Consider the following 19064-nt stretch of genomic DNA (forward strand, 5'->3'; position numbering starts at 1 on the left):
ATTCTCAGTAGCTTTTTTTCGTGGCATGCTGTATATACCCGGCTGTTAAAAAGAAATACATCATAAATGAAGCATTTTCTAATATGTTATAAAATGCACTGCCAATAATCGCTCCAACTATTAAATATAGAGTAAGAGGAGCAAATGGTGCTTTTCGTCTATATTTCCAAAGAAGAGAAAGGAATCCAAAGGTAAATCCCGCACATAAGAGCACGCCAATGATACCTGTTTCAGCGAGTATTTGAATGTATTGATTGTCAGAATAAAAATTCCATGTAATCCCATATTGCTTATAAATAGGTGATGAAAAAGTTTGCGTAGCAGCATCCCCGAATGTCCCTAATCCATAGCCAGTAATCGGTTTATCTTGAAAGATTTCAACTGCTTTTTTTACATAGTAAATGCGCCCGTCTTGTTTACTAAGTTCAACTGTGTCTTCTGACAATGCTTCTGTAAATCGTTTTACGCCTACTTGATCTCCTTCTAAGTAGTTTGTCATTTTTGAGATGCATGTTGCACATAGGAATGACAAAAGGGAGATGACTAGCAATGCTCTCCAGATTGGCATCTTTCGGTGGATACATAGATAGACAAGTCCAAAGACGATAACTGTTAGAAAGGCACCTCGTGAATACGTGAGCCATAGTGTCGTGGCAATAAGCATGAGCCCTGTATATGTGACATATTTCATTTTCCCTGATACGTGTTGAAGAACGTATAGTGAAATGAGAAAAGCTAACGTCAAATATAATGCCAATTCATTTGGACCGCCGGCCATTCCGTATATCCGAATTTTATTTGTCGGAGCAAGCACAAGATCTTTCCAAGCTTCTGGCAATAACATGGTGCGCAATGATAGTTTTTCAATTAAACCTTGTACAGACATAATGACAGAAGCAATAAAGGTAATCTTCGCAAAAAATACGATATCATCATGCTGAACAGTGATACGAGAAACAATATAGTATACAAAATAAAATAGAAGCAGCGTGTGTAATTGCATAGCAATTGCAATAAATGAAACGCCGTTTAATAGACCAATTCCAGCGCCAAACAAGCAGAAAAGAAAATATAATATTTCAAAGTAACGGAATGAAAAAAGCTTTGGAATATTATTTCGATATTGCAATAATAGACGCACTAAGAGTGCAATGATGATAAATAGACCGATAAACTTTAGCCCAGGATTAAAAGCAACGAGAAAAGGGCGCATCGGAATAAATAGTAATAAATAAGCAATACCGAGCTTTTCATCCCGAAAAGCAGCATATGCTAGTCCGAAAGAAATGAAAAGCCCGGTATAAATTGATGGAAACAGTAATCCCAATAGAATGAAGAAGATACTTGCCCATATATAGTAGAATCGAGTTGAATGTGTCATATATATTCTCCTTTAACATGATGATGGTATGCGATAAAGTGTTGTAACTTCGTTCACCATTTTTGAGAAAGTAAAGTGTTGTAGGTAATGTTCGCGTCCGCATTCTGCTAAGGAATGATATAACTTTTCATCTTGTAATAATTGTGCTAAGGAAGCAGCTAAAGCTTCTTCCGATCCGTACGGTATTAATAGCCCTGACTGATTATGAACAATTACTTCTGGCAAGCCGCCGACATTTGTTGCAATCACAGGTTTTTTCATAGCAATTGCTTCAATAGCGACATAGGATAATCCTTCATTTTCTGATGGGATCACAATAATATCATGTTCTGTATACTCTTTTATAACATCATCTTGAAATCCTTTTAATGATACATGCTCACCTAGTGATAATTCTTGAATCATAGTTATTAACTCTGTTTTTAATGGCCCTTCACCGATAATATCGCAATGCCACCCTAAAGATGGGTGCAGAGCTTTCAGTTTTTGCAAGCTAGTTAATAAGAACGGTTGTCCTTTTTCTTTGCTTAGCCTCCCGATAACAGCAATTTTTTTCGGCCCACGCTGAGAAAGAGGGACATCTGTATATGGATATGGATCTGCAACGCCGTTATAAATAACATGTATTTTTTTTTCTGGTACACCCTTTTGACATAGTTGCTGCTTCATAAATTGAGAGATGCAAATGATTGCATCATTATAGCGAGTAAAAAAGGAATTGCTACACTTTAGGTGAAATGGCATCAGCACATTTACGTGATATGTCCAAATGACCCGAACAGGAGCACCTAATAGTTTGGCTAAAATCGCAATATAGTTTTCACGTAAAAATTGTGCATGGACAATATCGATTTTTTCCTTTTTTATAATCTTCTTTAATTGTATGGCAGCTTGTATATCAAAAGGATGACGCATGTTAATGCGGTACATCGGTACGTTTAGTTGTTCAAACTTTTTTAAGAAAGGACCAGGGATAGAGTATACAAGGATACAGTGCTCTGGACCAATAGATTCCATTAAATCTAGAACGTATTTTTCTGATCCTCCATCCCCGATATAATTTAAAAGGTACATAATTTTATTCATTTATATCCTTCCTTTTACCTAAAAATAGCGATAGCAATTGTTGTAGCTCCTTTATCTTTAATGTGTAAGTGACGAGTAAGTAAACGATGGCACCAATTGCTATTGCTAATAAGATAAGCAACTTTGTATCATGTAAGAAATGAAGCAGCAGTTTGGAAGTATACAAACTTACAAAAGATGCAACAATACATTTGAATAAAAAGCCACCGTAGCGCAAGTTCACCTGTTCTTTCTCTTTCATGAATTTTTGTAGCATCCATAATAGCATAAGTACAGTGCTCGCTGATGCTATTGAAGTGGAAAGAGCTGCACCAGCTAAACCAATCTGGTTAACAAGTATAATACATAATATAACATTTATAATCATGGAAATAATCGATGCATACATAATGTATCGATTCAGCTTCAAAGAAAAAAGCAAGCGATCAAGTAAGTCTTTTAATGGCTGCATGAGGGCAGCTAACGCATAAAATTGCAACGCGGTTGCTGTCATCATAATAGAATCTTTCCCAAATGCACCATAGTTATAAATAACTTTGACAATTTCCTCTGTAAAAAAGGTGAAATAAATAAAGACAGGAATAAATAAATATAACAGCACCTTTATATTTGTTTCCATTAATTTTGCAAAGTCTTTCCAGTTTGACTGATTTACGTACTCAACAAATTTAGGATACATAACTGTTAAGACAGGAGCAGCAATTAACCCAAGCGGAATAAAGTATAGCTTTTGGGAATAATTAAGAGCCGCAATAGATCCTTCCTTTAATCCAGAGACTAGTGTACGATCTACAAGTAGATTAATTTGAACAGATGTACTTGTAATAAAAGCAGGAATGCTCAAAGAAATCATTGTTTTTAAAGAAGGATCTTTCCAATCGATTATAAATTGATAGCGATATCCTTCCCTCTTAGAAGCGAAATAGACGAGTGTATTTTGTACGATGTTTCCGACAATAACACCGAGTGCAAGTGCATAAATTCCAATCCATTTTACAAGCAAGACGAAAATAATAAGTGTAATCCCGTTTAATATAACCCATTGCATACTCGTAATACGAAATTTATGTAAACTGTTCAAATAAGCATTAAAAATATCAATCATGAATGTACAAAATACAGTCGGAAAAATAATTTGTAATAGGTAAGCCGATAATAAAGCTGTTTGCTCAGGGAGCCCGTGCGCAAATATTGAAATGAAGAAGCGGGGCTGCAATTCAATGAGCAAAAGCGGAATGAAAAAAATAAGTAGAACAATGTTTAAAAAATTATTCATAAATCGATATGCTTTAACCGGATCTTTTCCCTTTAATTCCATAAAGATAGGAATAAAAGAAAAGGCGAAAGCTCCTGTAATACCAGTGAAAACAATAGTAGGTATATTTAAAGCGACAACGTATGCATCAACAGCATAGTTTGTACCGAAATAAGCTCCAAGTGTTACTTCTTTTGCAAATCCAAGTAGTTTTCCTAAAGCTGTCCCAAGGGTGAAAAATAGTGTTACAATGAGAAATCTTTTTGTCTTGTCTTGAGAGGCTTCTCTACTCATTTCTAATCAAATCCTTACTTTAATTTAATTCTTTTTCAAGCATAATTTATTTGTATGTAAAAATCAAATATATATAGAAAATGTTTCCCATGAAAAAGAGGATATCATCCAATAGGAGAATATCCTCTTTAGCTCGTAATAAAGTGAAACTTTAATCAGTGGGGGTTTTCTTCATCCCCCACTGATTATTAGCCCTCACCAATCGGGCTTTTACGGGCAGTTTACCTCCCGCCTAACTTCTTTGTTTTCGCTGAATTTTAAGGTGGGAGTATTACTGCCCGTTAATGCGGGATAAAAGACAATAACGATTCCCGTCTTTTATAGAAAAACAATAGTATAAAATAATGTGTTCAATTTATCACGCTATTCGTGGGCAATAAGCATCTGCTGATGGATATTTCACTTTATGATGCCAAGCGGCTATTTTGATACGCAGAACGGCGAACAGCATAGTATATACGAGGTGCAATGATTGCGCCAATCACTGTAAAGATAATATCTTTTACTGCAAACCACATCATAACTTTCCAAGCAGCTACATAGCTAATATGACCGTTCATCCAGCTATTGATAGCTAAGTACATATAAGTTGTTCCAATGACATAGATAAGAATGATTCCGACGGTAGAAGCTGCAATGAATGTACCGAATTTTGGTTTTTTCACTTGCTCAACGATTTTACCTGTTATATAAGCAACAAGAATGAAAGCAATAATAAATCCACCAGTTGGACTTAATAGTTGACTAAATCCAGTTTTAAAGCCGGCGAATACAGGTGCTCCAGCAATTCCAACTAATGTATAAACAATCATAGATAAGGCCCCAAGGCGGCTTCCAAGAAGAAGACCAGCTAAAATAGCAAAGAATGGCTGCATAGAAAGCGGAACACCTGCAATTTGTAGAAATGGTGCCCAAGATGTAATATTGGCACCGATCGCCATAAGTGCGACAAACATCGCGGCTAAAGCTAAGTCTAATACACGAAGTTTATTCATAATGTCAACCCCTTGTCGTTATTCGGTTAACATTATAGTACTGAATCTGTTTAGGCATTGTCAATTAAAATATTTTGATACTTTGGCTCTAACACTTCACGAAGTAGCGTATAAGGAATACGGAATTGTGGAATGCCACTGACGTATGGTGCAATTTCGTATAACGGGAAATAAATCACCAAATTTTCTTGTTCTAAAACGTATTTGAGTTTTTTTTCATTCATTACTTTCTCGGCAGCATCTGGAAAGAAATTCTCCTTATTTTGCTCGATTTGTCTAACGATTTCGGTCTTAATGATGTTTTCATATTGACTATTTTTTTGAAATAAATCTGCTAAGCGAAGCGGTTTGTTCTGCTGAACATCAAACGTATTTGCTTTCCATTCATACATGCCGTGAGCACCGCCTGTATATTGATAATAGTTTACATATAGACTGAGTAATGGAAATGCATTAAATGGAACTTTGTAGTCAACATTCGCAACATATGGATGAAACGGAGCATCGGTTTCTTTTGATTGTTCATAATATGTTTTTGCATCTTTTTCTAATTTCTTTTTGAACCTATTTACGCTTTTCTCATAATACGTATTTAATTTCTTTTGAAATTGTCCATCTGAAATGTTATGAAATTGTGGATAATTGAGTTGATATTCCAAATAAGGTTTTTTACCTTTTTGTGTTGCAGTATGAACTTCAATTGTAATGTTAGATGCTTGGGCTGCTATTGTTTCTTTTGGTACAATAGCAGTAGAGAGGAAAAAAAGTAACATGATATATAATAGTTTCTTCATATAATATACCTCCATGTATTATAGATTTACTAATAGTTTGAAAAGAAATAGATTTTATTATGCATTTTTTGGTAATTTGAAAGGGGACAACCAGATGTCTAAAACATTAATGGAAGCATTAGGTATTGAATTATTAGAAATGACAGAGGAAAAGGTTGTGGCGACGATGCCAGTGCATGGAAGTACGCATCAACCATTTGGTTTTTTACACGGAGGAGCATCTGTTGCTTTAGCAGAAACAGTTGCTAGTGTCGGTACATATAATTTAATTGATCAAGATAAATATATTTGTTTTGGTCTTGAAATTAATGCAAATCACTTGCAGTCTAAACGAGACGGCATAGTCACTGCGATTGGAACACCGCTTCATAAAGGGAAGACGACTATGGTTTGGGACATTCGAATTATTGATGAAGAAAATAATTTAATTTGTATTTCAAGATGTACAGTTGCGGTAAAAGAAAAAAGATAAAAACGATTCATATTGAGAAGAGATGGACTATTTCTACTTCCGCTGATATATCGATGAGCACGTAAAAAAGGACTGCTTTAAGCAGTCCTTTTTTCATTAGAATTGAATTTTCTTCTCTAAGAAGTCTTTTAGTTCGGTAATTGGCATACGTACTTGTTCCATTGTGTCACGGTCACGGACTGTAACTGCTTTGTCTTCAACAGAGTCGAAGTCATAAGTGATACAGAATGGTGTACCGATTTCGTCTTGGCGGCGGTAACGTTTACCGATAGAGCCTGTTTCGTCGAAGTCTACCATAAAGTCTTTCGCAAGTTCTGCGAACACTTCCGCGGCACCTTCAGATAGCTTTTTAGAAAGCGGCAGGATCGCTGCTTTAAATGGTGCTAATGCTGGGTGAAAACGAAGAACTGTACGAGAATCATTTTCTAATTGTTCCTCTTCATATGCATCGCATAAGAATGCTAATGTTACGCGATCTGCGCCAAGAGATGGTTCGATGCAGTATGGTACGTAACGCTCATTCGTTTGTGGATCTACATAATTAAAGTCTTCAGTAGAATGTTCCATATGACGGTTTAAGTCAAAGTCTGTACGAGACGCGATGCCCCATAGTTCGCCCCAGCCAAATGGGAATTTAAATTCGATATCAGTTGTTGCATTACTGTAGTGAGATAATTCTTCTTCACCATGGTCACGAAGACGCATGCTTTCTTCGTTCATACCAAGTGAAAGAAGAAAGTTTTTACAAGTGTTGCGCCAGAATGTGAACCATTCTAAATCGTCGCCAGGTTTGCAGAAGAATTCAAGTTCCATTTGTTCGAACTCACGCGTACGGAATGTAAAGTTACCAGGCGTAATTTCGTTACGGAAGCTTTTACCGATTTGACCGATACCAAATGGAAGCTTTTTACGCATAGAGCGCTGTACGTTTTTGAAGTTTACGAAAATACCTTGTGCTGTTTCTGGGCGAAGGAAAATTTCGTTTGTGCTAGATTCTGTAACGCCTTGGAATGTTTTGAACATTAAGTTGAACTGGCGAATTTCAGTGAAGTCTTCGCTGCCGCAATCTGGGCATTTTACTTCGTGTTCCTTCATTAATCCAGCCATTTGATCGAAAGTAAGACCATCTACGATCATTTCGATGCCTTTTGCCTCTAAAGCATCTTCAATTAATTTATCAGCACGGTGGCGTGCTTTACATTTTTTACAGTCGATCATTGGATCATTGAAGTTTCCAACGTGTCCAGATGCTATCCAAGTTTTTGGATTCATTAAAATTGCTGCATCTAAACCTACGTTATACGGAGATTCTTGAATGAATTTTTTCCACCAAGCTTTTTTCACGTTGTTTTTTAATTCGATACCAAGTGGACCGTAGTCCCAAGTATTTGCAAGACCGCCGTAAATTTCAGAACCAGGGAAAACAAAACCACGATGCTTTGCTAAGTTTACGATTTGCTCCATTGAAGCCATTTCCAATTCCTCCTTAAAAGATAACGTATTGGCGATGAAAGGTGGTGTAGTACTTGGAGAAGCGATTAGATGAGCGAGCGGCTGCCGCTTTTCAATAGATCTAGCTCCAGCGGCTAGAACAGTCGGTCGTTTCGCGCCTTCCTGCGAGGTAAAGAGCACCTCTGCGTCAGGAGCTCCAACGTCCTCCTGTTCTGAGCGAGCGGCTGCCGCTTTTCAATAGATCCAGCTCCAGCGGCTAGAATATTCGGTGGCTTCGCGTCTTCCGCCGAGGCAAAGAACGCCTCTATGTCAGAAGCTCCATCCCCCTCATATTCTGAGCGAGCCGCTTTCGCTTTTCAAATAAAAAAACGCTCATCCCAAGGCTTATTTGCCTAGGGACGAGCGTTTGCCCGCGGTTCCACCCTAGTTGACACACAACTGTGTATGTCCACTTTATACTGTATTGCTCGGGACTGCCTGTTTCCTTGCAGTTTCAGGCTTGCACCATCCCTGAATCGCTTCTTTTTTGCAAGTACTTATTTATCCTTCATCGCTACCATATTTAAAAAATAGATGACCATATTCTATCATGTTCTTTTCTAATTCACAATAGAGATACGTGTGTTTTGCTTAGTCCATGCAGTGTCTGTTATGTAGTATAGCCCAAAACTTATTGCACAAATACAGCTTTAATATGTTTAATTGCTTCACGCTTACTAAGCGGTGCGAGGTCATGCGTTTGTACGAATTCCCAAACAGCTTGAGGATTTGTTTTTGCGTATTCACGAAGTACCCAACCGATTGCTTTCTGGATGAAAAATTCTTTAGAGTGACTGAGCTGTTCGATTAACGAGAAGAGAAGTTTCGTATCTGTTTTTTCTTTATACTTGAGTTGAAATAAAAGGCATGTTCTTTGCAGCCACATATTGTGAGATGCCATCCATTTTTGCACATACACTTCGACTAAGTGTGGATGCGCTGCTAAGATAAGGCCGATAAAATGGCTTGCGAGCATATCTACAGAATCCCACCATGATTTTGTTGTAATGAGCTCTTCTAAAAGTGGGATATGCGTTTCATCTAAGTGCTTTCGATATTTATCTAGTAGAGTTAAAGCGAGCATTTGAAATTCTCGTTCTGGCAGTGTCCAAAGTTCGCGGATAATAACGGGAAGGTCTGCTACTTTCGGTGCTTCAGCACTTTGCAGTACTTCACGAAACAATTGCCTTCGCTCTGGTGTTTGAATGCCGAGAAAGGGAAAGTGTTTTTTCATATAACGTTCCATTGGTTCTGCTTTTTCACGGTTTCGATGTGCTTCAAAGTGTTTTTGTAAGCTTTCAGTGAAAGGGTGCATATTTTCACTCCTTATTCGTGTTTTTTATTTAAGTGTACCGCTTTTTGGTAAAGATAAAAATTTTTTTATCCACTTCTTAATACTTTTCGTGACGAATATATAGAAAAAGAATGGAGCTAAGACAGAAGGGGGTATTAGGATGGAGAGTCAAATTGTAATAGACGGTGTACCGAATGATGGGATTATAGCCTGGTTTTTAGCGTTAGGACTTATTTTTGTTATTATCTTTTTAGTTTGGGCTCTGGTGGCGTATTTGTTAACGGCATTTGCTTTGTATAACATGGCAAAAGCGGATGAGCGGGAAGATGCTTTCTTTGCATTTATTCCACTTTTAAATTGTAAAACATGGGGAGATTTAATTGGAAAGAAATTCCCGCAATTTATGCAGCCACAATCAGGTTGGAAGTTAGTTGGTGTATATGTTGCTTGCTTTATTATCGGATGGATTCCGTTTTTAAATGTTGTATCGTCAATTTTGTTATTTGTATTAGGAATTTATGTTATCTATTTATTATTTGAAAGATACACAACAAATGCAGTATTATATACGGTTCTACATGTTATTACATGTTCTATTTTTCTTCCGATTCACTTATTCGTAATCCGAAATAATGAACCGAGATATTGAGAGAAAGAAAAAACGGAAGGGCTCTCCTTCCGTTTTTTCTTATTTATAAATCCATTTTGATTTTTCGGCAGATAAGTCGCTGCCATGCAAAACAAAAAGTGCTCTTCACTCATTTTCTCTCTTTGTTTTAACGACGCATAGGGCAGGATGAGGATCTGACCGCTTCTATGCATGGCCAGAAGTTCTTGGCCACCTAAAAAGAAAGGGTTCATGTTGGTTTTTAATTTGCATTTATTTACATTAAGTAACGTAAATAAATATAAATGTTCGAAATGATTAATGAAACAATTGTAATTGGGAAGCCGACTTTTAAGAATTCCATATAGCTAAAGCCATGCCCTTCGCGGTTTGCGATACCTGCAACAATTACGTTTGCAGATGCCCCAATTAATGTTCCGTTTCCTCCTAAACAAGCACCAAGTGCTAATGCCCACCAAAGTACATCAACTTGTGCATCAGCTGGTGTTAAGCCAAGTCCGACTGTCATATCGTTAATAAGTGGAATCATTGTTGCAACGAATGGGATGTTGTCAATCGTTGCGGAAGCGATACCTGATACCCATAAAATAAGTACAGAAGCGAAGGAAATGTCACCGCCAGTTACATTTAATACTTGCTGTGCTAACGATTTAATTAAACCGATATCAATCAGGCCGCCAACAAGGACGAATAAACCAGCAAAGAAGAAAATAGTAACCCATTCTACATGCGCAAATACATCTTCAATTTCATGTTCTTTCACACCGATTAACATTAATACAGTTGCTCCTGTTAAGGCGATAACTGCTGCATCAATGTGAAAAATAGAGTGTGTCATAAAGCCGACGATTGTAAGGCCAAGTACCGTTAATGATTTTTTCATGAGCACTGGATCTTTAATATATTGCTTTTCATTTAAACTCATTAGTTTTTTAATTTGAATCGGGTCAGCCACCAATTGTTTCCTGTATATGAAGTACAACATAACCGCTGTTACAGCGATAATAATGATTACAATTGGAGCTAAGTTCACTAAAAAGGCATTAAAATCTAAATGCTTATTTGATGAGCCAATCATAATGTTTGGCGGGTCACCGATAAGTGTAGCTGTTCCACCGATATTTGAAAAAATAATTTCTGATAGTAAATACGGAACAGGATTAACTTGTAAAATACGTGTGATAGATAGTGTAACTGGTACAACGAGAAGAACAGTTGTCACGTTGTCTAAAAAAGCAGAACCAACTGCAGTTAGTAAGGAAAGAACAATTAAAATGCGAATTGGATTTCCTTTTGCTTTTTTAGCGGATTTAATCGCAACGTACTGAAAGACTCCCGACTTACTTGTAATGTTAACTAAAATCATCATACCAATAAGTAAGGTAATCGTTCCCCATTCAATATGCTTTGTAAAAGCGTTATGTAAATCAACAACGCCTACAATGACCATTAAGGCTGCACCGAGCAGCGCGATGACAGCACGATTAATTTTTTCAGAAATGATAATGGCATATGTAACCAAAAAGACAACAATTGCAAAATAGTATTGCCAGTTTGCAATTTCTTGTGTTGTTTCGTGCAAAAATCTCATCTCCTCTCAGTAGTTTTTTCTTATTATTTGATACAATTGCGAAATAAACACAATTAAAGTCATTATAAAGTAGAAAAATGTATGCTGTAAATGAAAGCCCCAGTTTTGTCATATTTTCTGCAAAAATGAATTAAGCTATTTTCTTGTTTTTGCAAATATTTGCTGCTATTTGACATATATATAAGATACATCTCATGGAATGTATGAAGAGAAATTTTCATTTGGGTTACGTCGTTACATTAAAATTCGTAAGTTGAAAAGTGTTCGTAGTTATTTGTTGTAGTATGCTGGATGAATATGGAAGAGTTTATCCGGTTACTTGCGGGCAGTAAGACCCCCACCTCAAGATTTGGAGAGAAAAGTTGTCCAGCTCTAGCGGCTAGAATCTCCGGTCGTTTCGCCCCCTTGGACGAGGCAAAAAGCGCTTCTTTGTCAGGGGCGTGGGCGTCCTGCGATTCTGAACGAGCCGCTTCCGCTTTTTTAAAGAAGATAGGTGGGGGATAAGTGCCCGTTAATACTAACCATCAGTGGGGGATGAAGGAGATCCTACTGATGGAAGTTTCACTTTATAAGGAAGGGATCGTATGGATGAACAACAACTTTTATTTTTAGATTTTGAGTTCACGATGCCTCAAAATCGCAAAAAACCAAAAGGGTTTTTTCCGGAAATTATTGAAGTCGGAATTGTTTCGGTTGTGAATCATGTTGTAGTTGATACGTATTCTTCTTATGTAAAACCAGCAACTTTTTCGGTATTAACAGAACGGTGCAAAACATTTTTAGGAATTCAGCAAGAAGCGGTGGACAGTGGGATTTCATTTGCAATGCTTGTTGAACGACTAGCAAGCTATGAAAAACGTTGCAATACAACAGTTGTGACGTGGGGAAATATGGATATGAAAGTGCTGAAGAATAATTGTGAAGTAGCTAATATTCCTTATCCATTTGCAGGGAAATGTCGTGACTTATCATTAGAGTATAAGCGTTTTTTTGGAGAGCGCAACCAAACTGGATTATGGAAAGCAATTGAGGCATACGGAAAGGTCGGGACAGGTAAGCATCACTGTGCGTTAGACGATGCGATGACGACATATAATATTTTTAAACTTGTTGAGAAAGATAAGCAATACTTAGTAAAACCAGCTCCCCCGACACTTGGTGAGCTTGTAGACTTTTCAAAAGTATTAAAAAGAGTGAGTGCACAATAACGACCAAATTACAATTTTAATTGTAATTTGGTCGTTTTGTTGTTTTTACAATTGATAATCATGCTTTAACTGCTCTAGTATTTGTAAGCTGCGCTGCGCGAATGGCGTGTCGTCTTCTTGTAATTGCCTTATTTGCTCTGTTAATGCTTTTTGCAGTGATTCCTTATAATCTGGCACATCGCCTTCATAGCGTTTCACCATTGGTTGCGGGATATTCGTTTGTTCACGAAATGCTAAGGCGCGGCGTTCATGGAAAAAAGGCACATCAGCTTGTTTTACATTATGCAGGTCGCCTTGCATAGGATGTTTCACAACAGCGAGCACTTTTACAAGATAATGCTGCGGACGAACGTTTGTGACTTCCCCGATGTATTTACCTGTTTTATAAATACCTGTTACAACATCGCCAATTTGGAATGTTTCATTCATATTTTTCACCCCTTTTTCATAGTAAGCAATGGAAGAGAATGAGTCAAAGAAGAAAGGAAGTTTTATTTAGACTGAAATTTCTGTATAATCAATTGTAGCAAGGAAATGAACAAAGGAGTGAACAGTTATGATGCCTTTATACTTTCCGGAAGATAAGACAGAATATATTATACCTGCCATTGTATGTGTACTATTTATAATCGGAGCAATTGCTACGTGGCGTATGTTTATTAAATCATCAGAAAGAGAAGCGGAAAATTTGAAAGAGATGGAAAAACGGATTATGGAAAAACGGTAAAGGTTAGCTAGACGAACTTGGCGATTAGAGACGTCTTTTCTTCGAGAATTGTCGCCTTTCGTGCAGGAGTTTTTGTATGTTTCCTTCTAGGCTCGGACAATATAAAAACAGAATGAGTTTGGAGGGAACATGGATGAAAAAGCAACTCGTATTGGGATGTTTTGCAGCTATCCTCTTTGCTGGATGTGCGAAAGAGAACCCGAAAGAAATAGAAGTGAAGCTGTATAATGCTTCTGGAGATCAAGTAGGAACGGCGAAGGTTGCCCAGCAATCAAGCGGAGTAAAGATTTCGATTAAAGCAGAGGGGCTTACACCTGGTGTACATGGAGTACATATTCATGAAGTAGGGCAATGTCAAGCACCGGACTTTATTTCTGCTGGGGATCATTTTAATCCAAATAAAAAGAAGCATGGGTTATTACATCCAAAAGGATTTGAAAATGGAGATTTGCCGAATGTGATTGCGGATGGCGAAGGGAAAATTAAGGCAGATATTATGGCACCGCAAGTGGCTTTAAAAGAAGGGAAAACAACGATGAATAGAAAAGACGGTGCATCGCTTATTATTACGGAAAATGCAGACGATGGGATGACACAACCAGCTGGAAATTCTGGAAAACGAATTGTATGCGGTGTAATTGTGAAAAAAGCTTCGGATCTAAAAAAAGAGAAGGAAAAAGGAAAATAAAGAAAACCGCGCATTTTAAAGGCTGCCAGGAAAGTCTCGGTGGCCTTTATATATTTTGATGGTATAAGTAGAAAAGGCAATATGTAATAAGTGTACATAGTCTTTCAGTTTGTCTTTGTTTAATTTATACTAAAATATATTTTCTAAAGGATGCCTGTTTTTTTCAATTGATATATGATTAGGATTATCGTTGGGGAAATTACCTAGGAAAACCTTTATAATAGAATATGCACATACATAAAAGGGGGGATTCTATGAAATTACTACGTTCACTGCTTATTCTTATGCTTGTTGTATTGTTAAGCGCATGTAATGGCAATATAGCAACAAAAATCACAAAGGTTCAAAACAACGGAGAAACTACTTTAAAAATTGGCTCTCTGCAAGGTTCTCACGAAGTGCAAACGATTAAAGTTGAAAATGGAAATGTGGAGATTCCTTATGAAGCATCCGTTGAAGAAGGTACAATTTTATTGCAAGTCATAAAAGGCGATCAGGTTATTCATGAAGAAGAAATCACTTCCGAAAAAGAGGGTCTGCTTTCTTTTGAAGCACCGAAACCTGGCTCATATGAATTGAGTGTAAGTGTGAAGGGTGAAAAAGAGAAAGCAAAAGGAATTCGGATACATACGAAGCTATGAAAAAACGGCAAGCGAATGGTACTCGCTTGCTCTCTTTGTTTTAAACCTCGCATATGGCAGGGAAAGAGGTTTTTATGTCGTTTTTTTAACTCGGGTATATATAGAACACGTACATATATAAGAAGGATAAATTTTAATCAAACTCCTAGTATAGCTAGACTATTACATATTCATGTTCAATAGTAATGATGAGAGGAAAGAAGAGAATGGAGCCTAAAATAATAAATATCCCAGCAAAAAAAATTGTTGGAATTAGGAAAGAAACAACTTTTGTAAAAGATTCTGAAGTCACAATGGGAATATGGAAAACATTTATGCCATTAAGAAATCGTATCTCTTACAGAAGTAACTCTTGTTTTCTTTCTGTAAAGGTGTTAAGCACCCCTTTAAATTTGAATGATATAAACTATACTTATGAAAAATGGGCTGCTGTTGAGGTGGAACATTTCGAAAATGATACTTCTTCAGAACTATCAACGCATACGTTAGCAGGAGGCTTATATGCTGTTTTTATCCATCAAGGAACAGCGTCTGATTTGAGCACATTCCAGTATATTTTTCAAGAGTGGTTACCGAATTCAAATTATAGCTTAGATGTAAGGGAGCATTTTGAAATTATGGATGATAATTATCGTCCAGATGATTTAAACGCAAAAGAAGAAGTGTGGATACCAATAAAAGCTAACATAGCGGATAAATAAAAGAGCTGGAGAGAAAATTTCCAGCTCTTTTATTATAATAACCAGATTCAAATCACATAGGTAGCTGTTCTTTAGAAGTACACGCAAATGTACATTGTAAGCGGCGGAGCGCATCTTCTAATATAGGGCGTGGACAGCCGATATTTAAACGAATGTGATGCTCACCGCCGGCACCAAATTTTTCTCCAGGCTCTACAATGATTTTTCCTTTTGTCTCTAATAATTCCATTCGTTTACTTTGTGTGAGTCCAAGTTTGGAGCAGTCAATCCAAAGTAAGAACGTACCATCAGGCTGAATGACGGATAGTTTCGGAATATGCTGTTTAATAAAGTCACATGCAAATCGTGCATTCTCTTCTATATAAGCTAACAAATCTGCTAGCCATTCATTGCATTCTGTGTACGCACTTTGCATTGCTGCGTAAGCAAATGTGTTTAAACCATGAAAGCCTTGGCGATGCTGCACAGCGGTAAAGGCATCTCTCAGCTTTTCATTTGGAATAATAATAACCGATGCTTGCAGCCCAGCAATATTAAATGTTTTACTTGGAGCGATACATGTAACAGTTCGCTTCGCTAAGTTTGGTGATAAAGAGGCAAGTGGAATATGTTTACGTCCATTAAAGATAATGTCAGCATGAATTTCGTCTGCAATGACGGTTACATCATACAATTCGCAGAGCGCACCGAGTTTTGTTAACTCTTCCGCTGTCCATACACGTCCAATTGGATTGTGAGGACTACACAGAAACATCAGTTTTATATCTTGCTGAAATTGTTTCTCTAACTGTTCAAAATCCATTTTGTAAACACCGTTTTCTAAGCGCAGCGGATTAGTCAGCACTTGGCGCCCATTCGTTGCTACCATTTCGAAAAATGGGGGATATACAGGCGGTTGTACAAGCACTGAATCTTGCTTTTCAGTAAAAGCTTGTACAGAAACACTAAGTGCAGGAACGATGCCGGCGCTAAAGACAAGCCATTCTTTTTCAATAACCCAATTGTATTGTGTTTTTACCCAATGACAAATTGCTTCTTTTATTTGTTCACTTGAAGTGTTATAACCGAAAATAGGGTGTTGTAAACGTTTTGTTAAAGCATCTTGAATTGGTGAGGGAACAGGGAAGTCCATGTCTGCAATCCAGGCATGAAGAAGTTCCTCGTTTTTATGTGTATCCCATTTAACGGAGTTTGTTCCGCGGCGATTTATCATTTCGTTAAAGTTCCCCATATTTATTGCTCCTTTCGATTCTGGGATGAATATACTGAAAGTTCTATCATTTCTTCTAGCATAGCTGATATGATACGATAAAGGGAAGTGGAATTTAAGAAAAAGGCGGGAAGTGTATGGGGACATATGAAAAGATGATAGACTTTGTGAAGAAGTGGGATCCGTTTCAAATGGGGCCGGAATTTTATGAAACGGAAGCAAGCGACATCGTCTACATTGTAAGTACATTTGATGATGCAAAATATATCGCAAAGAAAATACAGCACATTTATTTAATATCATTTGATAGAACATTGCCGATTGAAAAATGTCAATGGTTAGCAGAACAATTGTTATTATTAAAAGACGGCGGAAGTTGTAGTCTATAAGTTCTTATTGAATAGCAAGGGTATAAGAAGCGGGTATCGAAAAGTTTACGGGAGGTGGGCTTTTCGATATCCGCTTCTTGTTTTAGGTTAATTAGCTAAGAAAGTCATAATTTCTTCGCATACGTGCTCTGGTTTTTCTTCAGGCAATAAATGTCCTGTGTTTTCATAGGAGATAAAGTGTGAATGCGGCAGGTCATTGTGCAGGCGGTGGCCAACTTCAATAGGAACAACACGATCTTTTTCTCCCCAAATGAGCAAGGTAGGTGTTGTGATTGTTTGTAGCTCTTTTGACGTTAAATCTCCTTCGCGATCTCGAATCATGCGGGTTAGTGCCGGAAAGATGCGATTATCATAAAAAGGCGCTGCATAGCCTTGCATCATTTCGTCATCGATTAAAGAATGATCGTGAACAACATTCATCAAATTATGGATGATACCTCGCCTTACAATCCAATTCTTTACGTATAAATGAAAGAACGGTAAATAGGAAGTATAAATAAGCGGCAGTTTCGCCCGTGATAAATAACTGGAGCTGCATAAAAGAACCGTCTTTTGAATGAAGTTAGGCCGCAATTTGTTTACATATAACGCAATTTGTCCTCCCATCGAATGTCCAACTAAAATAACGTTTTTTGTTTGTAAATGTTCCATAAGCTCAATGACAATCGTTGCGAGGTTCTCATAAGAGTATGTGAAATGATAGGATTTATCGCTTTTTCCAAATGGCGGTAGGTCCAGGGCAATCACGTTCCCTTGCTGAGCTAATAGCGGAATGAGACGCCGATAGCTAAAGGTTGAAGAGAGAAACCCGTGAATTAAAACAAATGTTGGTTTTTCTTCGGCACTGAAAGACTGATAGAGCTCATAATGAATCGTCATCCCTCTTGTAGAAAAGGTGAAGTGAGGGAGTTGAACTTCGTTTTCCATCTTCATCACTCCGTTGTTTTTTTGTTCATATCATCTCCTTTTTGAGTGGGAATTATCCTATATGAAAAGAGAAGGGAAAGTAGTAGTAGGTCTGGAATTTTTTAAGGGGAATGAAAAGTTTTTGGTTCATCAGCGTAACATGGGGTTGATTTGTTGAAAAAGAATCACTTTTAATACATGGAACGGAAAGCGTCCACTTGGGGTGGAGTGTACAGCTTATATGTCACTCTCCTGTCTTTTGGTGATGAACCAATTTTTTAGTAAATGAAGGAATAGGAGAGTTTATATGAACAGCGATTATCAAACACGAATGGAAACTGTTATAAGATATATTGAAGAGAACTACGCTGAGAAAATTGATCTCGATTCATTAGCTCAAGTATCACACTTTTCTAAGTATCATTTTAGTAGGATTTTTAAAGCGATAATTGGTGAAACTCCGATGTCTTTTGTGAATAAAAAACGTCTTCAAAAATCGATATACTACTTAACAGAAACGAACAAATCAATATTAGAGATAAGCAGTCTCTGTGGTTTTGAATCAGCTTCAACATTTCATGCATTGTTTAAAAAACACTTTCATGTCGTTCCCACTGATGTTAGAAAAAATCATTTTCATAATAGCAATTTTTCGTTATATATAAGCAAGAATCAAGAAGAGATGTCTACCTCCGTTTGCTACGCTAATGATAGCAATAATAACCTGTTAAGGAGGATATGGATAATGAACATTACAATTAAGGAATTACCTGATTATGAAGTAGCGTATGTGAGACACGTTGGGAGCTATTTAGAAACGTTTCGGGCATGGAGTAAATTGGGGGAATGGGCACATAAACATGGGATTGATCAAACACAATATTCGATTGGAATTTCATTGGATGATCCGAATTTTGTTGATGAATATGCTTGTCGCTATGATGCATGTGTAACAATCCCGAAAGATTTTAATAAAGAAAATAATGATGACATACAATATAAAACTTTGAAAGGCGGTACTTACGCTTTGTATCAGTTTCATGATACTCTCGATAAATTTGCCCTTGCTTATCAAAGTATATTTGGACAATGGTTACCTAATAGTGGGTACGATGCAGATGATAAACCGTGCCTTGAATTTTGTATGAATAACCCAGCAACTGATCCAGAAGGGAAGGCAAAGGTTGACTTATACATTCCTATTAAAAAAGGGGATAACTACTCAGTTACTTTATGAAAAACCGACAGAAAAGCATTTTTTTAAATGGGCGAGAGGGACTGGCGATGCATAGGAGCGGTCAGGGCCTTTTCCT

General features: G+C 37.2%; 20 protein-coding genes and 1 pseudogene. 10 read left to right on the plus strand and 11 right to left on the minus strand.

Annotated elements, in window-relative coordinates:
* Positions 1-4: 4 nt before the first annotated feature.
* The 5 genes from ACIGHG_RS17695 to ACIGHG_RS17715 all read right to left on the minus strand — a co-directional run bounded on the left by ACIGHG_RS17695 (position 5) and on the right by ACIGHG_RS17715 (position 5805).
* Complete coding sequence (locus ACIGHG_RS17695) at positions 5-1381, minus strand: O-antigen ligase family protein (RefSeq protein ID WP_336474537.1); 1377 nt, start codon at positions 1379-1381, stop codon at positions 5-7.
* A 12-nt stretch (positions 1382-1393) separates the two neighbouring features.
* Entirely contained in the window at positions 1394-2467 is a 1074-nt protein-coding gene (locus ACIGHG_RS17700; RefSeq protein WP_396549648.1) for a glycosyltransferase family 4 protein, read from the minus strand.
* On the minus strand, positions 2460-4016 hold the full coding sequence (murJ, locus tag ACIGHG_RS17705; RefSeq protein WP_396549650.1) for a murein biosynthesis integral membrane protein MurJ: 1557 nt from the start codon (positions 4014-4016) through the stop codon (positions 2460-2462). Before murJ ends, ACIGHG_RS17700 begins: the two co-directional genes overlap by 8 nt.
* A gap of 404 nt (positions 4017-4420) precedes the next feature.
* Positions 4421-5011 carry a biotin transporter BioY gene (locus ACIGHG_RS17710; protein WP_090918984.1) on the minus strand — a complete coding sequence of 197 codons (591 nt, stop codon included), beginning with the start codon at positions 5009-5011 and terminating at the stop codon, positions 4421-4423.
* A gap of 50 nt (positions 5012-5061) precedes the next feature.
* Positions 5062-5805, minus strand: coding sequence for a DUF3298 and DUF4163 domain-containing protein (locus ACIGHG_RS17715; protein ID WP_396549652.1), 744 nt, complete (start codon positions 5803-5805; stop codon positions 5062-5064).
* A 94-nt stretch (positions 5806-5899) separates the two neighbouring features.
* Between ACIGHG_RS17715 and ACIGHG_RS17720 the strand changes: the two genes are divergently transcribed.
* Positions 5900-6277 carry a hotdog fold thioesterase gene (locus ACIGHG_RS17720; protein WP_090918988.1) on the plus strand — a complete coding sequence of 126 codons (378 nt, stop codon included), beginning with the start codon at positions 5900-5902 and terminating at the stop codon, positions 6275-6277.
* A 96-nt stretch (positions 6278-6373) separates the two neighbouring features.
* Here ACIGHG_RS17720 and ACIGHG_RS17725 read toward each other — a convergent pair whose 3' ends face one another.
* Positions 6374-7750 (minus strand): glycine--tRNA ligase, encoded by a 1377-nt coding sequence (locus ACIGHG_RS17725; RefSeq protein WP_396549654.1) that lies wholly within the window; start codon positions 7748-7750, stop codon positions 6374-6376.
* A gap of 649 nt (positions 7751-8399) precedes the next feature.
* Positions 8400-9083: a DNA alkylation repair protein gene (locus ACIGHG_RS17730; RefSeq protein ID WP_396549656.1), complete on the minus strand. Its 684-nt coding sequence runs from the start codon at positions 9081-9083 to the stop codon at positions 8400-8402.
* A 139-nt stretch (positions 9084-9222) separates the two neighbouring features.
* On the opposite strand from ACIGHG_RS17730, the gene ACIGHG_RS17735 reads away from it, so the two are divergent.
* The gene (locus ACIGHG_RS17735) at positions 9223-9711 is read left to right on the plus strand and encodes a hypothetical protein (protein WP_396549658.1); all 489 of its coding nucleotides are present in this window, start codon (positions 9223-9225) and stop codon (positions 9709-9711) included.
* 235 nt (positions 9712-9946) lie between these two features.
* Here the strand turns inward: ACIGHG_RS17735 and ACIGHG_RS17740 are convergent, their stop codons facing one another.
* Positions 9947-11272: an ArsB/NhaD family transporter gene (locus tag ACIGHG_RS17740; protein WP_336474545.1), complete on the minus strand. Its 1326-nt coding sequence runs from the start codon at positions 11270-11272 to the stop codon at positions 9947-9949.
* Positions 11273-11865: 593 nt separating this feature from the next.
* On the opposite strand from ACIGHG_RS17740, the gene kapD reads away from it, so the two are divergent.
* Entirely contained in the window at positions 11866-12489 is a 624-nt protein-coding gene (gene kapD / locus ACIGHG_RS17745) for a 3'-5' exonuclease KapD (RefSeq protein ID WP_336474546.1), read from the plus strand.
* A gap of 45 nt (positions 12490-12534) precedes the next feature.
* On the opposite strand, the gene kapB is transcribed toward kapD, so the two are convergent.
* Positions 12535-12918 (minus strand): kinase-associated lipoprotein KapB, encoded by a 384-nt coding sequence (gene kapB / locus ACIGHG_RS17750; protein WP_336474547.1) that lies wholly within the window; start codon positions 12916-12918, stop codon positions 12535-12537.
* A 127-nt stretch (positions 12919-13045) separates the two neighbouring features.
* On the opposite strand from kapB, the gene ACIGHG_RS17755 reads away from it, so the two are divergent.
* From ACIGHG_RS17755 to ACIGHG_RS17770, 4 genes are all read left to right on the plus strand, one after another.
* Positions 13046-13216 (plus strand): hypothetical protein, encoded by a 171-nt coding sequence (locus tag ACIGHG_RS17755; RefSeq protein ID WP_170857753.1) that lies wholly within the window; start codon positions 13046-13048, stop codon positions 13214-13216.
* 133 nt (positions 13217-13349) lie between these two features.
* Positions 13350-13904, plus strand: coding sequence for a superoxide dismutase family protein (locus ACIGHG_RS17760; protein ID WP_336474548.1), 555 nt, complete (start codon positions 13350-13352; stop codon positions 13902-13904).
* A 254-nt stretch (positions 13905-14158) separates the two neighbouring features.
* Positions 14159-14545 carry a hypothetical protein gene (locus ACIGHG_RS17765; RefSeq protein WP_396549662.1) on the plus strand — a complete coding sequence of 129 codons (387 nt, stop codon included), beginning with the start codon at positions 14159-14161 and terminating at the stop codon, positions 14543-14545.
* Between the two features lie 206 nt (positions 14546-14751).
* Entirely contained in the window at positions 14752-15246 is a 495-nt protein-coding gene (locus tag ACIGHG_RS17770) for a GyrI-like domain-containing protein (RefSeq protein WP_396549663.1), read from the plus strand.
* Positions 15247-15298: 52 nt separating this feature from the next.
* Here ACIGHG_RS17770 and ACIGHG_RS17775 read toward each other — a convergent pair whose 3' ends face one another.
* Entirely contained in the window at positions 15299-16477 is a 1179-nt protein-coding gene (locus ACIGHG_RS17775) for a MalY/PatB family protein (protein WP_396549665.1), read from the minus strand.
* A 116-nt stretch (positions 16478-16593) separates the two neighbouring features.
* On the opposite strand from ACIGHG_RS17775, the gene ACIGHG_RS17780 reads away from it, so the two are divergent.
* Positions 16594-16845: a DUF1871 family protein gene (locus tag ACIGHG_RS17780; RefSeq protein ID WP_090919015.1), complete on the plus strand. Its 252-nt coding sequence runs from the start codon at positions 16594-16596 to the stop codon at positions 16843-16845.
* An 87-nt stretch (positions 16846-16932) separates the two neighbouring features.
* Here the strand turns inward: ACIGHG_RS17780 and ACIGHG_RS17785 are convergent, their stop codons facing one another.
* Positions 16933-17772, minus strand: a complete 840-nt coding sequence (locus tag ACIGHG_RS17785; RefSeq protein ID WP_396549667.1) for an alpha/beta fold hydrolase — start codon at positions 17770-17772, stop codon at positions 16933-16935.
* Between the two features lie 310 nt (positions 17773-18082).
* Here ACIGHG_RS17785 and ACIGHG_RS17790 point away from each other — a divergent pair.
* Together ACIGHG_RS17790 and ACIGHG_RS17795 are read left to right on the plus strand one after the other, a co-directional pair.
* Positions 18083-18367 (plus strand): annotated as a pseudogene (locus ACIGHG_RS17790) (helix-turn-helix transcriptional regulator); the annotation flags it as partial.
* A gap of 129 nt (positions 18368-18496) precedes the next feature.
* Entirely contained in the window at positions 18497-18988 is a 492-nt protein-coding gene (locus tag ACIGHG_RS17795) for an AraC family transcriptional regulator (protein ID WP_396549684.1), read from the plus strand.
* The last annotated feature ends 76 nt before the right edge of the window (positions 18989-19064 follow it).

Origin of the sequence: Bacillus sp. NPDC077411 (genome assembly GCF_044543425.1) — a bacterium.
GTDB lineage: Bacteria > Bacillota > Bacilli > Bacillales > Bacillaceae_G > Bacillus_A > Bacillus_A bruguierae.

Excerpts from the sequence above, each read along its gene's own strand:
- ACIGHG_RS17695 (WP_336474537.1), bottom strand. The coding sequence starts at position 1,381 with ATGACACATTCAACTCGATTCTACTATATATGGGCAAGTATCTTCTTC.
- kapD (WP_336474546.1), top strand. The coding sequence starts at position 11,866 with ATGGATGAACAACAACTTTTATTTTTAGATTTTGAGTTCACGATGCCT.
- ACIGHG_RS17735 (WP_396549658.1), top strand. The coding sequence starts at position 9,223 with ATGGAGAGTCAAATTGTAATAGACGGTGTACCGAATGATGGGATTATA.
- kapB (WP_336474547.1), bottom strand. The coding sequence starts at position 12,918 with ATGAATGAAACATTCCAAATTGGCGATGTTGTAACAGGTATTTATAAA.
- ACIGHG_RS17725 (WP_396549654.1), bottom strand. The coding sequence starts at position 7,750 with ATGGCTTCAATGGAGCAAATCGTAAACTTAGCAAAGCATCGTGGTTTT.
- ACIGHG_RS17780 (WP_090919015.1), top strand. The coding sequence starts at position 16,594 with ATGGGGACATATGAAAAGATGATAGACTTTGTGAAGAAGTGGGATCCG.
- ACIGHG_RS17770 (WP_396549663.1), top strand. The coding sequence starts at position 14,752 with ATGGAGCCTAAAATAATAAATATCCCAGCAAAAAAAATTGTTGGAATT.
- ACIGHG_RS17765 (WP_396549662.1), top strand. The coding sequence starts at position 14,159 with ATGAAATTACTACGTTCACTGCTTATTCTTATGCTTGTTGTATTGTTA.
- ACIGHG_RS17715 (WP_396549652.1), bottom strand. The coding sequence starts at position 5,805 with ATGAAGAAACTATTATATATCATGTTACTTTTTTTCCTCTCTACTGCT.
- ACIGHG_RS17710 (WP_090918984.1), bottom strand. The coding sequence starts at position 5,011 with ATGAATAAACTTCGTGTATTAGACTTAGCTTTAGCCGCGATGTTTGTC.
- murJ (WP_396549650.1), bottom strand. The coding sequence starts at position 4,016 with ATGAGTAGAGAAGCCTCTCAAGACAAGACAAAAAGATTTCTCATTGTA.
- ACIGHG_RS17760 (WP_336474548.1), top strand. The coding sequence starts at position 13,350 with ATGAAAAAGCAACTCGTATTGGGATGTTTTGCAGCTATCCTCTTTGCT.
- ACIGHG_RS17730 (WP_396549656.1), bottom strand. The coding sequence starts at position 9,083 with ATGCACCCTTTCACTGAAAGCTTACAAAAACACTTTGAAGCACATCGA.
- ACIGHG_RS17795 (WP_396549684.1), top strand. The coding sequence starts at position 18,497 with ATGAACATTACAATTAAGGAATTACCTGATTATGAAGTAGCGTATGTG.
- ACIGHG_RS17775 (WP_396549665.1), bottom strand. The coding sequence starts at position 16,477 with ATGGGGAACTTTAACGAAATGATAAATCGCCGCGGAACAAACTCCGTT.
- ACIGHG_RS17755 (WP_170857753.1), top strand. The coding sequence starts at position 13,046 with ATGATGCCTTTATACTTTCCGGAAGATAAGACAGAATATATTATACCT.
- ACIGHG_RS17785 (WP_396549667.1), bottom strand. The coding sequence starts at position 17,772 with ATGGAAAACGAAGTTCAACTCCCTCACTTCACCTTTTCTACAAGAGGG.
- ACIGHG_RS17720 (WP_090918988.1), top strand. The coding sequence starts at position 5,900 with ATGTCTAAAACATTAATGGAAGCATTAGGTATTGAATTATTAGAAATG.
- ACIGHG_RS17700 (WP_396549648.1), bottom strand. The coding sequence starts at position 2,467 with ATGAATAAAATTATGTACCTTTTAAATTATATCGGGGATGGAGGATCA.